Genomic DNA, 12,682 nt, shown 5'->3' with positions numbered 1-12,682 from the left:
TTTCTACGCTGGCTACGCAATTGCTCCCGTCCAAATAGAGATGCAACGACCACGGGAGCAAACGCCGGACGCACTGCAAGGTTTGAAACGAGAGCTGCACGAACGTAACCGCCCCTTGGACACAACTGCCGGAGTATTATCGCCACCTGAACGAGTGCCGCGGACGGCGATTGCTGCGTCTTCTGCTCCTATGGGACGGTTCCGTGTCCTCCGGCCCAGGAGTCTGGCCGCTGCTGCGAATAGGCTCCTCTGGTCGGACTAAAAAAAAAGACGCCTCCGCTGGTAACATCGCGGCGGGACGCAGCGAACTGAGGGTGTCGGGCCTCCGTGTCCGCTGGTGCCCTCCGCGGCGCCGGGGGGGCGCGGCGTGCTCGTTCGGTCACCTCTAAAGGCAACGATACCCCAATGTACAAAACGCTCGAACGACGTCTCGTCCCCGCGGCCGCAGCAGCCGGACTGCTTTTCGCTTCCGTCGGAGGTGTCTTCGCGGCCTCGCCCCTGAAGCTTGAGTTCGTCACGCACGCGGCTTTCTTCTCGGCGGAAACCAAGCAGCCGAAGACGCTCGACCCGCAGGTCTTCGTCGAGGATTCTGCCGCTCCGGAAGCCACCGGTCCGCAGGGCATCAAGCACGTCGCCGGCGTTCGGCCACCTTTCATCGACCAGGATCCCAAGACGTCGAAGCTATTCAACGCCGAGCACAACCCGCTGGGCTTCGATCTCCAGTCGTGGCTCTCCGCCACCGGTACCGTCACGATTGCGGAGAAGGACGGCAAGGTGACGCTCAATGCGACGTTCAAGAACCTGCAGCCGAACGCGAGCTACAGCCTCTTCGAGAATCATTTCGATACGAAGCCGATCACGTTCACTCCGATGGACGGCACCGGGAAGACGAACAGCTTCACCGCAAAATCCGACGGCACCGCCAGCGTCACCGTGACTCTGCCGAGCATGCTGACGCACGACAATGCCGTCCTCGTCATTTACAATAGTGGCGGCCAACCGCACGGAGCGGAGCGCGGCCAAATCGGGATTGACGCCCATCACCAGATTATCGCGCGTCCGGAGTGATCCTGAAGCCCTTGGCTTGGGGCCGACCGGCCGCGCGCGCCCTCGCGCTCTGCGCCGAAGTGTGTCTACCCGATGACGCCGCGCGAATGGAGCCCGCAGATGAGAGTACGACCCCGCCGATTTCTACGCTGGGCTACGCTACTGCCAGAGTGCTGGCGCCTGGGCTGCCGAGCCTAAGCGCTGCAGCATGAAGCACTCTCCGAACGCTCGGCTTGCATCGGCGGGCACGGCACGGAGCCGTACGAGCAGAACACGCAGCAATCACCCTCTTTTGGGCGGAGTTTTGCGCCGCAGCCTGCGCACAAGTAGAAGAACTGGCAAGCGTCGGTCGGCATCGTTTCCGACTTCGAGGTGCCGCAATGCGGGCAGCTGATAACCGATTCAGGGATCATTGCGTTCATCAGCTCTTGGGCTCCGAAGGATACCCGGCATTTGTGGTGGCCGTCGTGAGTGCCGCCACATCGGCCCTGTTCTCGTCAAAGGTCACGATCGCCGTCTTCTCCTTGAACGATACAGCGACCTTGACCACGCCCGGTACAGCTTCAAGGCTTGCTCTTACGGTGTGCGGGCAAGCCGCGCAGTCCATGTTTTTGACCGCAAGCGTGATCGTCTTTTCGGCGGCAAACGCCGTGGACGATGCCGACATAGCAAGCGCGATTACCAAGGGGGTGAGGAGCTTGTTCATGGGACCTCCATTTCATGTGTCGAACAGCAGCGGAGCAACGAAGTCGAAGCCAAGTGCGGCCAGGACCAGCACGGTCGCCAGGATAAGCGCCGCTTTGACCAGCCGGTTTGAGATCGGGCGCGCACATGCCTCTCCATCGGCGCAAGCGAGATTTGCGGATCGATAGACCAGCCAATAACCGGCACCAAGGGAAGCGATCGTCGCCGCAATGAAGTAGGGCTGATACGGCGCCAGGCGAGTGAAGTTGGCGATCCACGCGCCGCTGATGCCGAGACTGAACAGCACCAGCGGGAGGACACAGCATGACGAAGCGGCGAGCGCTCCAAGCATGCCGCTCAAGGCGAGCAGGGCCGGCCCGTGGCCGGACTCCGTGGCAGTATTCTCTTGCTTGATCGTCATGGAAGCGACCCTACATCCTGTAGTGACTACAGGATCAAGGGAATTGGCCATGCGCCGGATCACGGCTTCGCGAGCGGAACAGCTGACGATCGGGCAGCTTTCGGAACTGACCGGCGTGAACATCGAAACGATTCGCTACTACGAAAAGATCAAGGTATTGCCGCCTCCATCGCGTGCAGCCAACGGTCGGCGCGTTTATGGTCCGACTGAGCGACGCATCCTTGCCTTTGTTCGGCGGTCGCGCGAACTTGGCTTCTCGCTCGACGAGGTTCGCACCTTGCTGCGGCTTGGCGGCCCCGAAAAGGCCTCATGCCGCGAAGTACGTGAGATCTCGGCACACCACCTCAACGATATCCGCGCCAAGATCGCCGACCTTCGCAAGCTGGAGCATTTGCTGGCAAGAACCGTCGCGCGGTGCACGGGCAGCACCGCACCGGATTGTCCGGTGTTGGATATCCTCGATGTTCAGCGCCCCAAGTAGCTCGGCGTGCGCGGCCTGCTCGTGACGCCCGCTCTATTGCCCTACCGCCGAGCCCTTTAATCGCCCCCCCGCGAGGAATCATCAGCACGGCGTTGGTCGCGCGCCGACCGCCCAGGCAGCCGCCTATGCCGACGGCACCGGGAGGAACCAGGAATACTTTGGGTTCTACTTCGAGCGCATCCTTCGCCAGCGCAGTCTCCCCGAATCCCCACTATCAGTCACGAATTGATCTCGTGGACCCTCGCTGTCTATGTCTTGTTGGGCATCCTCAGGCATGCCTACGCCAGCGGTGGAGATGAACCCCCGGCCCTCACAGGTAGGGCACATCTGCGCAGTCTTTTCATCACACTTAGGGCAAGACCAAATGACTGTCATTGGGGCTCTTATGGGAATGCCTCTTGGGCAACCACCAACTCTCTTCACCTGCACGTGTTGGTGACCCAAGTAGCGTGACACATTGTTCTGGTGCGTCAGTATAAAACTCTCGTACGTGAAAAGACTCAAAGAAAACAACAATTGCTACATAGGAACGCTGACAACGTTGTTGTCATTGGCACTGCCTCAACGAGCAAGTGTTGCTAATGTGGAAGTAATATTTGAGGAGTGAAAAACCCCGCGAGCCATTGAGCTTGCTGGGTTTTAAATTGGTGCGCTCGGAGGGACTCGAACCCCCACGGTGTTACCCACTGCCACCTCAAGGCAGCGCGTCTACCAGTTCCGCCACGAGCGCTAGGAGATACCGGCCTGAGGTCTTGCGGCTGGCCGGATCAGCGGCGCCGATCTAACAAATCCATCAGGGGGATACAAGCCTGCAAAGGCCCTGAAATCCACAAGCTTGGGAGGAAATCCTGACCCCGCCCGGATCGGCCCTAACGGGTGCCCAGGCCCTAACAGGTGCCCGGGCCGCTATCGCGTGCCCCGGGCACTACCGGGTCCCGACCGCGCGCGGCAGCATCTGCTTGACCTCGACCGCGATCCGATTGCGGTCGACCAGCACGACGCCGGAGGCGACCGGCAAATTGTTGGCCAAAACCTTGACTTCGTCGGCCTCGGTTGCGTCCAGTTCGATGATGGCGCCGCGGGAAAGACGTAATACTTGATGGATCGGCATGGTGGTCGTCCCGAGGACGACCATGAGATCCACGGTGACTTTATCGAGAGTTGGCACTGTCAGGACCGCCGCAACTTGAGACTTGGGAGTTGGGACTCTGTATTTGCTCCCGCGATGATCACCACGTTATGGTTAGCCAATGGTTAATTCGCCTCAAAACCCCCGCCAACAGCTCGATCTGACGTCGTTTTCCGCCTCCGCCGGCGCGCCGGTGGAATGGCGGATTTCAGACGCCCCCCGTGCCCTATCCGGACGCGGTCGCGACCATGGAGGCACGGGTCACTGCAATCGCGGCAGGCGAGGCTCCAGAGCTGGTCTGGCTGCTCGAGCACCCCCCGCTCTACACCTCCGGCACCTCGGGCAAGGCCTCCGACCTGCTCGATCCCCGATTCCCGACCTTCGCCACCGGGCGTGGCGGCCAGCTCACCTATCACGGGCCGGGCCAACGGGTGGCCTATGTCATGCTCGACCTCAAGCGGCGCCGGCCCGATGTGCGGGCCTATGTCGCGAGCCTGGAGGAGTTGATCCTGCGGACCCTTGCCGCCTTCAACGTCCGCGGCGAGCGGCGCGAGGACCGGGTCGGCGTCTGGGTGAAGCGGCCCGACAAGGGGCCCGAGCATGAGGACAAGATAGCGGCGATCGGCGTGCGGCTGAAACGCTGGGTGTCGTTCCACGGCATCGCCATCAATGTCGAGCCCGAGCTTTCGCATTTCGCCGGCATCGTGCCCTGTGGCGTCGCCGATCCCCGCTATGGCGTCACCTCGCTGGTCGACCTCGGCCAGATCGTGACGATGGCCGAGGTCGACATCGCGCTCCGACAGGCGTTCGAAGAATTGTTCGGACCGACGCGCGCGCTGGTGGCGGAAGCGGTCGGCTAGCCTTCTTTCTGCAGAGCGACCTGCCTCTCTCATTCTCCGCTGACGCGGAATGAGCTATGCTTGATTCCGGTGCCGCCCACGCCTCCCCCCTCCGCCGGGAAAGTACAGATCATGCCGGGCGAATTGATCATTGGGCCGACTGTTCGAGCGCCAGGCATAAGGAGGGATTGCGCTTCAGCTCGCAATGGGAGGTTCTCTCGATGAAGTTGTCTGCGCCGATCTATCATCTGAAGCGCAAGGCCAAGCGCCTGTCCCGCGACGAAGGCATCCCGCTCCACGACGCACTTGACCGCGTGGCCACGTCGGAAGGCTTTAGTGCCTGGAGCATGCTCGCGGCGAAAGCTGCCGCAGTGACGCCGGCCAATCGGCTATTCCCCCAATTCCGGCTGGGTGACCTGGTGCTGGTCGGGGCGCGCCCCGGTCAGGGCAAGACGCTGATGAGCCTCGAACTTGCCGTCGAGGCCATGCGGTCGGGCCATCGCGCTGCGTTCTTCTCGCTCGAATATACCGAGACAGATGTTCTGGATCGCCTGCGCGCGATCGGCGTGGACCCGGTGCAGTTCGACAAACTGTTCGACGTCGACTGCTCCGATGCCATCAGCGCCGATTACATCGTCGAGCGAATGGCTGCAGTGCCTCGCGGCTCGTTGGTGGTGGTCGACTATCTGCAACTGCTCGACCAGAGGCGGGAAAACCCCGAGCTGACCGTTCAGGTGCGCGCGCTGAAATCCTTCGCACGCGAGAAGGGTCTGATCGTCGTCTTCATCTCGCAGATCGACCGCTCCTATGATCCGTCGATCAAGCCCTGCCCCGATCTCGATGATGTCAGGCTGCCAAACCCGTTGGACCTGACACTGTTCGACAAGACGTGTTTCCTGAACAAGGCTGAAGTTCAGTTCCGGGTAGCGAACTGACGATCGAGCTGCAACACGTGCAAGCCGCGGGTGAGATCGCTCACCGGCGGCCTGCAGCATCAGGCTGACTGCAGCGAAACCTCGAGCTTGCCCGCGATGTAGCGCCGCTCCTGGGTCAGGCCGCCGAAACCATAGGCATCACCCTTGACCTCGTCGACATGCAGGTAGGTCTCGGGATGCAGCGGGCCCAAAATTCCGGCCATGCGCTTGAACATCGCGGCGAGATAGGCCGCCTTCTCGTCCTTGGTGTTGGTGCCTTCGGTGACGTGGATGTCGATCCAGTAGCTTGCGAGCTTCTGCTCGGCGAGCGACTTGCCGCCGGCGAACCAGTCATCGGCATCGACCGATTTCACGATGATGGCGGTGACCTCTGGATCCTTATGCAGGATTTTTGCAGTGAGTTCGGACACGGCGTTCGCGATGTCGGCCTTCAGCGAGGGCGACTGGCGCGCGCTGGTGTAGGACACGGTGATCAGGGGCATGGTCATTCTCCCAAAAATGTCGCGCGGGGTCTGCGCGGCGTTAGTGAGAAGCTAGACCTCCCATCGTCATTTTGGTATCTTATCTCTGCTGGTATCAGTGATAATCATTCATAATGAAAGCCACGCTCGACATCGCCACCGTCCAGGCCTTCCTGCTGGTTGCGGACCTCCAAAGCTTTACGCGCGCCGCCGAAGCGCTTGGCACGACGCAAGCCGCCGTCAGCCTGAAACTCCAGCGGTTGGAGACGCTGCTCGGCAAGCGTCTCGTCGAGCGCTCGCCCCGCGCGGTCCGGCTCACATCCGACGGCGCTGCTTTCCTCGATCGCGCCCGCGCGCTGATCGCGGCGCATGACCGCGCGCTGTCGGGCGAGGCACCGGCCGCACGGTCGCTCTCGCTCGGCATCTCCGATCACGCCGCTGGCCCCGATCTGGTGCCGCTGCTCGAACGGCTGCATGCGATGTCCTCAAATCTCAGCCTCGCCGTCACCATCGGCTTCTCGCGCGAGATGCAGGATGCATACGACGCGGGGCAGTTGGATGCGGTGATCGTCCGCCAGGAAGGCAGCCGGCGCGGCGGCGAAAAGCTCGCCGAGGATGAGTTCGGCTGGTTCGCGTCACGACGCTTCGCCCTGCCGAAGGGTGAACCACTGCCGCTCGCGACGCTTGCCCCGCCTTGCGGGGTCCGCGCCATTGCCGTGCGCGCGCTGGACAAGGCCGGCATCGCCTGGCGCGAACGTTTTGTCGGCGGCGGTGTCACGGCGGTGGTCGCCGCTGCGCTGGCCGGGCTCGCGATCGCGCCGCTGGCACGGCGGATCGCGCCTCCCGGACTGGTCGACATCGGACCTACCCACAAGCTGCCGAAACTCGGCAGTTCGAAGGTAATGCTGCATTCGAAGGTCAGCGATCCCGCCAAGCTCGCGGCGCTGCGCGCGGTGACGGCGACATTCCGGAGCGCGGCGGCTTGAAACATTTTGGACGTCCGGGGCTTGCATACTTGTCCACGGAATTTGCCTAAAAACGTCCCACGTATGGGAACCAAACCATCCCATGGACGTTTGCCACCGTCGAGGCGGGGTCCTGGAATGGCGAAAAAGTTCAGTCAGCAGAGAGACTTGTTCGAAAGCGAGCGCAGTTTCCGGCTGCTGGTTGAAGGGGTTGCCGACTACGCCCTTTACATGCTCGATCCCAGCGGGATCATCACCAGCTGGAACATCGGCGGCGAACGCATCAAGGGCTATTCACCCGCGGAGATCCTCGGCCAGCACTTTTCCCGCTTCTACACCGAGACCGACCGCGCCGCCGGCAAGCCCGCCCGGGCGCTCAGCATCGCCCGCGAAAAGGGCCGCTACGAGGAGGAAGGCTGGCGCGTCCGCAAGGACGGCACATTCTTCTGGGCCAGCGTGGTGATCGATCCGATCTACGAGGATGGCGTGCTGGTTGGTTTCGCCAAGATCACCCGCGACATCACCGAACGGCGTAGTTCCCAGCTCAAGCTCGAAGCGATGCAGAAGCAGCTCGCCGAGTCGCAAAAGTTCGATGCACTCGGCCAGCTCACAGGCGGCATCGCCCACGACTTCAACAATCTGTTGATGATCGTCAGCGGCAGCCTGCATGTCCTGAAGAGGAGCGCCACCAACGACGCCAAGCTCGAGCGCGCCATGTCGGCGATCGAGACTGCGACCAAGCGCGGCGCCGCGCTGACCAACCAGCTCCTCACCTTCGCGCGGCGACAGAGCGTCAACCCGCAGACGATCGAGTTTGCCGAACGCGTCGCTTCGATCCGCGAGGTGCTGGACGCCGGCGTCGGCAGCGCCGTGCGCCTCGCCATCGAGATAGAGCCCGACGCCTGGCCGATCACGGCCGACGTCTCCGAGCTCGAGACCGCACTGCTCAACCTCGTCATCAACGCCCGCGATGCGATGCCGGACGGCGGCACGGTGACGATCGGGGCGCGCAACACGGTGCTCGACGAACCGCCCCTCGCCGGCGACTTCCTCGCGATCAGCATCGCCGACACCGGGCTTGGCATTCCCGACGACGTCCTCGACAAGATCTTCGAGCCGTTCTTCACGACCAAGCCGATCGGCAAAGGCACCGGTCTCGGCCTCTCACAGGTGCACGGCTTCGCCCACCAGGCCGGCGGCACGGTGAAGGTCGCAAGCGAGCTCGGCAAGGGCACGACCTTCACCATCCTCCTGCCGCGCGGAGACGGCGCGCCATCGCGCGAGACGGCGGGAGAAGTGCCGTTCCGCGGCCGCGGCACGGTGCTGCTGGTCGAGGACAATCCCGACGTTGCCCTCGTCAGTATCGGTCTTCTGGAGCAGCTCGGCTACGACGTGCGCCGGGTCGCCGATGCCGAGGCGGCATTGCGCGAAATCGAGAATAACGGCGTCGACTTCGTGTTCTCGGATATCGTCATGCCCGGAAAGATGGACGGGCTCAGCCTCGCCCATCATCTGCGCCAGATCCGCCCTGGCCTGCCAATCCTGCTCGCCACCGGCTACAGCGACGTCGCCGCCGGCGTGCGCGGCGATTTCGCGATCCTGCGCAAGCCCTACGAAATCCACGAGCTCAGCGAGGCAATTGCCAAGCTCGCGCGGTGATTGTTCACCTCGCCCCGCTTGCGGGGAGAGGTCGGATCGCTCTTGCGATCCGGGTGAGGGGGTACAGGTCACGCGGCAATCTCATGCGTGGAGAGAGGCCCCTCACCCCACCCCTCTCCCCGTAAGAACGGGGCGAGGGAGCGCACCGGCCACGCGGAAAGAGACTTGGCTCTCACACCGTCGGCAAGACCGAGAACGCTTCCCCTGCCCCGCGCAAATTCAGCTCGTCCGTGCTGGCGGTCTCGCTGGTCACGCTGTCCACGCGCGAGGACGGCGGACCGTGTCGGCACAGCGCGACCATCTCGGCGACGTGCTTCGGTGTGCCTGCAAACAGCGCCTCGACGCTGCCGTCGCGGCGATTGCGGACCCAGCCTTCAAGGCCGCTCGTTGTGGCCTGATATTCGACCCAGGCCCGATAGCCGACGCCCTGCACGCGGCCGCGGATCATGACCTGGAGGATCACCCGGCTCATTTCTTTAGTCCCAGGACATCGGCGCTGCGCGCTTTCACCCCGGCTTCGCGCATGACGAGGTTGGTCAAATCTGGCGATGCGAGGCCCTTGAGGTTCTTGGGCGGCGTACCTTCGCGCAACGCCTTCTGCGTCTCGTAGACGGCCTGTGTGGCAGCCGCGATCGGCGCATGGCCCTGGAGCGCGATGCGCACGCGCTGGCTCGCAAGATAGTCGATCGCGTTCAATTCATCCGGCGCGCCGCCGAGCACGATCGGCAGATGCGTGGCGGCCGCGATTGCCTCGAGCTCGGCCCGCGACTTGATGCCGGTGAAGAACAGCGCATCGACGCCGGCCACCTCATAGGCCTTTGCGCGACGAATCGCATCCTCGATGGAGGTGATGGAGGCCGCGCCGGTGCGGCCCATGATGACGAGCGAAGGATCGCCGCGGCCGTCGAGCGCCGCCTTCATCTTGCCGACGCCCTCCTCCAGTGAAATCAGCTGCGTCTTTGCTTCGCCGAAGGCGGCCGGCAGCAGCGTGTCCTCGATGGTGAGACCGGCGGCGCCCGCCGTTTCCAGCTCCTGCACCGTGCGGCGGACGTTGAGCGCATTGCCATAGCCGTGATCGGCATCGACCAGCACAGGAAGTGCCGCCGCGCGCGACATCCGCCGCATCTGTTCGGCGAGCTCGGTGAGCGTGATCAACGTGATATCAGGGTCGCCAAGCACAGCAAGCGAGGCGACCGAGCCGCCGAACATGCCGAGCGGGAAGCCGAGATCCTCGGCAATGCGGATCGAGATGGCGTCGTAGACCGAGCCCGGATGGACGCAGGGCGCCCCCGACAGGATCGATCGCAGTTTCTCGCGACGGGAACGAAAGGCCATGGTTGCCTCACTCTAAATCCTCATCCTGAGGAGCGCGCTCTTGCGCGCGTCTCGAAGGATGAAGGCCCGGCTGGTGGCCTCGCCCTTCGAGACGCCGCGCATGCGCGGCTCCTCAGGGTGAGGGTCGACTGTTATACACTGGAGCCCTTACGCAAACTCCAAAATCAGCGCGTCCACCGCGAGCGTTGCGCCGGCGTTGGCGTGGATCTTCTTCACCGTGCCGTCCTGCTCGGCGCGGAGCACATTCTGCATCTTCATGGCTTCGACGACCGCGAGCGTCTCGCCGGCCTTGACTTCCTGCCCCTCGGTCACCGCGATCGAGACGACGAGGCCGGGCATCGGGCAGAGCAGCTTCTTGCCGGTGTCGGAGGCGGTGGTGACCGGCATCAGCCGCGCGGATGTCGCTTCAGTTTCGGTCCAGACATAGACCGGCACCTCGACGCCCTGATGCGCGAGGCGGATGCCGTTGGCGATCGGACGCGCCTGCACCGCGACGAACTGGCCGTCGATGGTGCCCTGCCAGACCGGATCGCCCGGCTTCCACGGCGAGTGCAACAGATGCGCATTGCCGGCCTTGCCTTCGGCATCGATGAAGCGGATCGCGATTGCGTCTTCCTCGCGTGCGACCTCGAGCAAGATCTCCTGATGGTCAAGCCAGACCGCGCGGCGGCGTTCGCGCTGCACGACGCGGCCGCCCATCTGGCCCGAGATCTGCCGCTTGCGCTCGCCGAGCACGTGATCGATGGCTGCGCCCACCGCGGCGATCCGCCGCGCGACCTCGCCCTCGGGCACGCGCACCGCAAAGCCCTTGGGGAATTCCTCGGCGATGAAGCCGGTCGACAGCCGACCCTCGCGCCAGCGCGGATGGTGCATCAGCGCCGACAGGAACGGGATGTTGTGGCGGATGCCGTCGACATAGAACGAATCCAGCGCAGTCGCCTGCGCTTCGATCGCGGCGGCGCGCGATGGCGCGTGCGTGACCAGCTTGGCGATCATCGGATCGTAATGGATCGAAATCTCGCCGCCCTCCTGCACGCCGGTGTCGTTGCGCACGGTGATGCCGTCGTGGCTGGCTTCCGCCGGCGGGCGGTACTTCACCAGGCGCCCGATCGAAGGCAGGAAGTTGCGGAACGGGTCTTCGGCATAGAGGCGCGACTCCACCGCCCAGCCGGTCAGCGTGACGTCCTTCTGCGCGATGGCGAGCTTCTCGCCGGCGGCGACGCGGATCATCTGCTCGACGAGGTCGATGCCGGTGACGAGCTCGGTGACGGGATGCTCGACCTGGAGGCGCGTGTTCATCTCCAGGAAGTAGAAGCTCTTGTCCTGCCCGGCGACGAACTCGACGGTGCCGGCAGAATCGTAGTTCACGGCCTTGGCAAGCGCGACCGCCTGCTCGCCCATCTTGCGGCGGGTGGCTTCGTCGAGCAGCGGCGACGGCGCCTCCTCGATGACCTTCTGGTTGCGGCGCTGGATCGAGCATTCGCGCTCGCCGAGATAGATCACGTTGCCGTGCTTGTCGCCCAGCACCTGGATCTCGATGTGGCGGGGATCGACGATGAATTTTTCGACGAAGACGCGGTCGTCGCCGAACGAGGCCTTGGCCTCGGCCTTGGCGAGGTTGAAGCCTTCGGCGACCTCGGCCTTCGAATGCGCGATGCGCATGCCCTTGCCGCCACCGCCGGCGGAGGCCTTGATCATCACGGGATAGCCAATCTCGTCGGCAATGCGGACCGCGTGCCTGTCGTCCTCGATGACGCCGAGATAGCCCGGCACGGTCGAGACCTTGGCCTTGGCAGCCGCCTTCTTGGACTCGATCTTGTCGCCCATCGCCGCGATTGCGCCCGGGTTGGGGCCGATGAAGACGATGCCGGCGGCTTCCAGCGCGCGCGGAAACGCCTCACGCTCGGACAGGAAGCCGTAGCCGGGATGCACGGCTTCCGCGCCCGTCTTGCGGCAGGCCTCCACGATCTTCTCGATCACCAGATAGCTCTCGGCCGCGGCCGGCGGGCCGATTAGCACCGCCTCGTCGGCCATCTCGACATGAAGGGCATCGCGGTCGGCCTCGGAATAGACCGCAACGGTTTGAATTCCCATGCGGCGAGCGGTCTTGATGATCCGGCAGGCGATTTCGCCGCGATTGGCGATCAGAATGCGTTTGAACATGCTTTTCTTGAGTCTCGACCTTGGGCGGGACCCTTCCCTGGCCGTTGGGGCCTATGGGGAACGGGCCGTGTGGCTCCCGTGGTACATCAAAATGGGCCGGAGGCAACGGTCTAAATCCGGGCCCTCTGGCGTACCAGCACAAGACCGAAACGGCCTGCCGAGCCCCCGGGGACGGCCTACGGCCTCCTGGCCATGGCCGCGTCTCGCATGAAGCTATGAACAAAGCCCAGTTTGGCGACCACCGACGGCGACAGGATGAAAGGATAGAGGTCGCGCAGCCCCATGGCGCGGTTGACGCTGTTCATGGCGAAGGTGATGGGCAGCCATGCGTTGACGAGCGCCTCGACATCCCTTGCCTCGTAGGGGTTGAAACGGATGCGCGCCGTCAACTCCCCGTCGCGATCGACCTTTGGGCGCACCTCCATGCCGAACTCAGTGGCCATCTCCAGGGTGTCGACAATGTGGAGATAGTGCGCCCAGGTCTCGGCGAAGTGCTCCCAGGGATGTGTCGTGGCGTAACGTAGTTCTGCTGCCAGTCCGGGGGGAGCGCCTCCGGCATAATA

13 protein-coding genes, 1 tRNA gene and 3 pseudogenes are annotated in these 12,682 nt (G+C 63.8%); 7 read left to right on the top strand and 10 right to left on the bottom strand.

Features of this window, described 5'->3' with window-relative positions; translation table 11 throughout:
* Positions 1-162: 162 nt before the first annotated feature.
* Positions 163-243, top strand: a pseudogene (locus tag AC629_RS50075) (GDCCVxC domain-containing (seleno)protein); the annotation flags it as partial.
* A gap of 162 nt (positions 244-405) precedes the next feature.
* Positions 406-1,068: a hypothetical protein gene (locus tag AC629_RS01090; RefSeq protein WP_210418978.1), complete on the top strand. Its 663-nt coding sequence runs from the start codon at positions 406-408 to the stop codon at positions 1,066-1,068.
* Between the two features lie 173 nt (positions 1,069-1,241).
* On the opposite strand, the gene AC629_RS48170 is transcribed toward AC629_RS01090, so the two are convergent.
* The 3 genes from AC629_RS48170 to AC629_RS01075 are packed head-to-tail and all read right to left on the bottom strand — an operon-like array spanning position 1,242 to position 2,203.
* Positions 1,242-1,460, bottom strand: coding sequence for a GDCCVxC domain-containing (seleno)protein (locus AC629_RS48170; RefSeq protein ID WP_502692995.1), 219 nt, complete (start codon positions 1,458-1,460; stop codon positions 1,242-1,244).
* An 8-nt stretch (positions 1,461-1,468) separates the two neighbouring features.
* Positions 1,469-1,753, bottom strand: a complete 285-nt coding sequence (gene merP / locus AC629_RS01080; protein ID WP_084802934.1) for a mercury resistance system periplasmic binding protein MerP — start codon at positions 1,751-1,753, stop codon at positions 1,469-1,471.
* A gap of 12 nt (positions 1,754-1,765) precedes the next feature.
* The gene (locus tag AC629_RS01075; protein WP_502692994.1) at positions 1,766-2,203 is read right to left on the bottom strand and encodes a mercuric transporter MerT family protein; all 438 of its coding nucleotides are present in this window, start codon (positions 2,201-2,203) and stop codon (positions 1,766-1,768) included.
* Here AC629_RS01075 and AC629_RS01070 point away from each other — a divergent pair.
* On the top strand, positions 2,202-2,633 hold the full coding sequence (locus AC629_RS01070; protein WP_084802932.1) for a MerR family transcriptional regulator: 432 nt from the start codon (positions 2,202-2,204) through the stop codon (positions 2,631-2,633). The genes AC629_RS01075 and AC629_RS01070 overlap by 2 nt on opposite strands.
* A 645-nt stretch (positions 2,634-3,278) precedes the next feature.
* On the opposite strand, the gene AC629_RS01065 is transcribed toward AC629_RS01070, so the two are convergent.
* Both AC629_RS01065 and AC629_RS01060 read right to left on the bottom strand, forming a co-directional pair.
* Positions 3,279-3,363: transfer RNA gene (locus AC629_RS01065), tRNA-Leu, on the bottom strand.
* A gap of 195 nt (positions 3,364-3,558) precedes the next feature.
* Positions 3,559-3,801 carry a FliM/FliN family flagellar motor switch protein gene (locus tag AC629_RS01060; protein WP_084802931.1) on the bottom strand — a complete coding sequence of 81 codons (243 nt, stop codon included), beginning with the start codon at positions 3,799-3,801 and terminating at the stop codon, positions 3,559-3,561.
* An 82-nt stretch (positions 3,802-3,883) separates the two neighbouring features.
* Between AC629_RS01060 and lipB the strand changes: the two are divergent.
* Together lipB and AC629_RS01050 are read left to right on the top strand one after the other, a co-directional pair.
* Positions 3,884-4,622: pseudogene (gene lipB, locus AC629_RS01055) on the top strand (lipoyl(octanoyl) transferase LipB).
* 200 nt (positions 4,623-4,822) lie between these two features.
* Positions 4,823-5,536: a DNA helicase gene (locus tag AC629_RS01050; RefSeq protein WP_084802930.1), complete on the top strand. Its 714-nt coding sequence runs from the start codon at positions 4,823-4,825 to the stop codon at positions 5,534-5,536.
* 59 nt (positions 5,537-5,595) lie between these two features.
* Here AC629_RS01050 and AC629_RS01045 read toward each other — a convergent pair whose 3' ends face one another.
* Positions 5,596-6,018, bottom strand: coding sequence for a tautomerase family protein (locus AC629_RS01045; protein ID WP_084802961.1), 423 nt, complete (start codon positions 6,016-6,018; stop codon positions 5,596-5,598).
* A 113-nt stretch (positions 6,019-6,131) separates the two neighbouring features.
* Between AC629_RS01045 and AC629_RS01040 the strand changes: the two genes are divergently transcribed.
* Together AC629_RS01040 and AC629_RS01035 are read left to right on the top strand one after the other, a co-directional pair.
* Positions 6,132-6,983 (top strand): LysR family transcriptional regulator, encoded by an 852-nt coding sequence (locus tag AC629_RS01040; protein WP_084802929.1) that lies wholly within the window; start codon positions 6,132-6,134, stop codon positions 6,981-6,983.
* Positions 6,984-7,100: 117 nt separating this feature from the next.
* The gene (locus tag AC629_RS01035) at positions 7,101-8,621 is read left to right on the top strand and encodes a PAS domain-containing hybrid sensor histidine kinase/response regulator family protein (protein WP_084802928.1); all 1,521 of its coding nucleotides are present in this window, start codon (positions 7,101-7,103) and stop codon (positions 8,619-8,621) included.
* A gap of 172 nt (positions 8,622-8,793) precedes the next feature.
* Here the strand turns inward: AC629_RS01035 and AC629_RS01030 are convergent, their stop codons facing one another.
* The 4 genes and pseudogenes from AC629_RS01030 to AC629_RS01015 all read right to left on the bottom strand — a co-directional run.
* Positions 8,794-9,093 carry an acylphosphatase gene (locus AC629_RS01030; RefSeq protein ID WP_084802927.1) on the bottom strand — a complete coding sequence of 100 codons (300 nt, stop codon included), beginning with the start codon at positions 9,091-9,093 and terminating at the stop codon, positions 8,794-8,796.
* On the bottom strand, positions 9,090-9,956 hold the full coding sequence (locus AC629_RS01025; RefSeq protein WP_084802926.1) for an isocitrate lyase/PEP mutase family protein: 867 nt from the start codon (positions 9,954-9,956) through the stop codon (positions 9,090-9,092). Before AC629_RS01025 ends, AC629_RS01030 begins: the two co-directional genes overlap by 4 nt.
* A 147-nt stretch (positions 9,957-10,103) precedes the next feature.
* Positions 10,104-12,119, bottom strand: coding sequence for an acetyl-CoA carboxylase biotin carboxylase subunit (locus AC629_RS01020; RefSeq protein ID WP_084802925.1), 2,016 nt, complete (start codon positions 12,117-12,119; stop codon positions 10,104-10,106).
* Positions 12,120-12,295: 176 nt separating this feature from the next.
* Positions 12,296-12,672 (bottom strand): annotated as a pseudogene (locus AC629_RS01015) (putative zinc-binding metallopeptidase); the annotation flags it as partial.
* Positions 12,673-12,682 lie beyond the last annotated feature (10 nt).

The organism is Bradyrhizobium sp. NAS80.1 (genome assembly GCF_001908205.1).
GTDB lineage: Bacteria > Pseudomonadota > Alphaproteobacteria > Rhizobiales > Xanthobacteraceae > Bradyrhizobium.
Note: the sequence above shows the minus strand (reverse complement) of the source record. Positions and strands in the feature narration are given on the sequence as shown.

Coding starts and splice junctions, on each gene's coding strand:
- AC629_RS01090 (WP_210418978.1), top strand. CDS start 406: ATGTACAAAACGCTCGAACGACGTCTCGTCCCCGCGGCCGCAGCAGCC.
- AC629_RS48170 (WP_502692995.1), bottom strand. CDS start 1,460: ATGATCCCTGAATCGGTTATCAGCTGCCCGCATTGCGGCACCTCGAAG.
- merP (WP_084802934.1), bottom strand. CDS start 1,753: ATGAACAAGCTCCTCACCCCCTTGGTAATCGCGCTTGCTATGTCGGCA.
- AC629_RS01070 (WP_084802932.1), top strand. CDS start 2,202: ATGCGCCGGATCACGGCTTCGCGAGCGGAACAGCTGACGATCGGGCAG.
- AC629_RS01075 (WP_502692994.1), bottom strand. CDS start 2,203: ATGGCCAATTCCCTTGATCCTGTAGTCACTACAGGATGTAGGGTCGCT.
- AC629_RS01050 (WP_084802930.1), top strand. CDS start 4,823: ATGAAGTTGTCTGCGCCGATCTATCATCTGAAGCGCAAGGCCAAGCGC.
- AC629_RS01045 (WP_084802961.1), bottom strand. CDS start 6,018: ATGCCCCTGATCACCGTGTCCTACACCAGCGCGCGCCAGTCGCCCTCG.
- AC629_RS01040 (WP_084802929.1), top strand. CDS start 6,132: ATGAAAGCCACGCTCGACATCGCCACCGTCCAGGCCTTCCTGCTGGTT.
- AC629_RS01035 (WP_084802928.1), top strand. CDS start 7,101: ATGGCGAAAAAGTTCAGTCAGCAGAGAGACTTGTTCGAAAGCGAGCGC.
- AC629_RS01030 (WP_084802927.1), bottom strand. CDS start 9,093: ATGAGCCGGGTGATCCTCCAGGTCATGATCCGCGGCCGCGTGCAGGGC.
- AC629_RS01025 (WP_084802926.1), bottom strand. CDS start 9,956: ATGGCCTTTCGTTCCCGTCGCGAGAAACTGCGATCGATCCTGTCGGGG.
- AC629_RS01020 (WP_084802925.1), bottom strand. CDS start 12,119: ATGTTCAAACGCATTCTGATCGCCAATCGCGGCGAAATCGCCTGCCGG.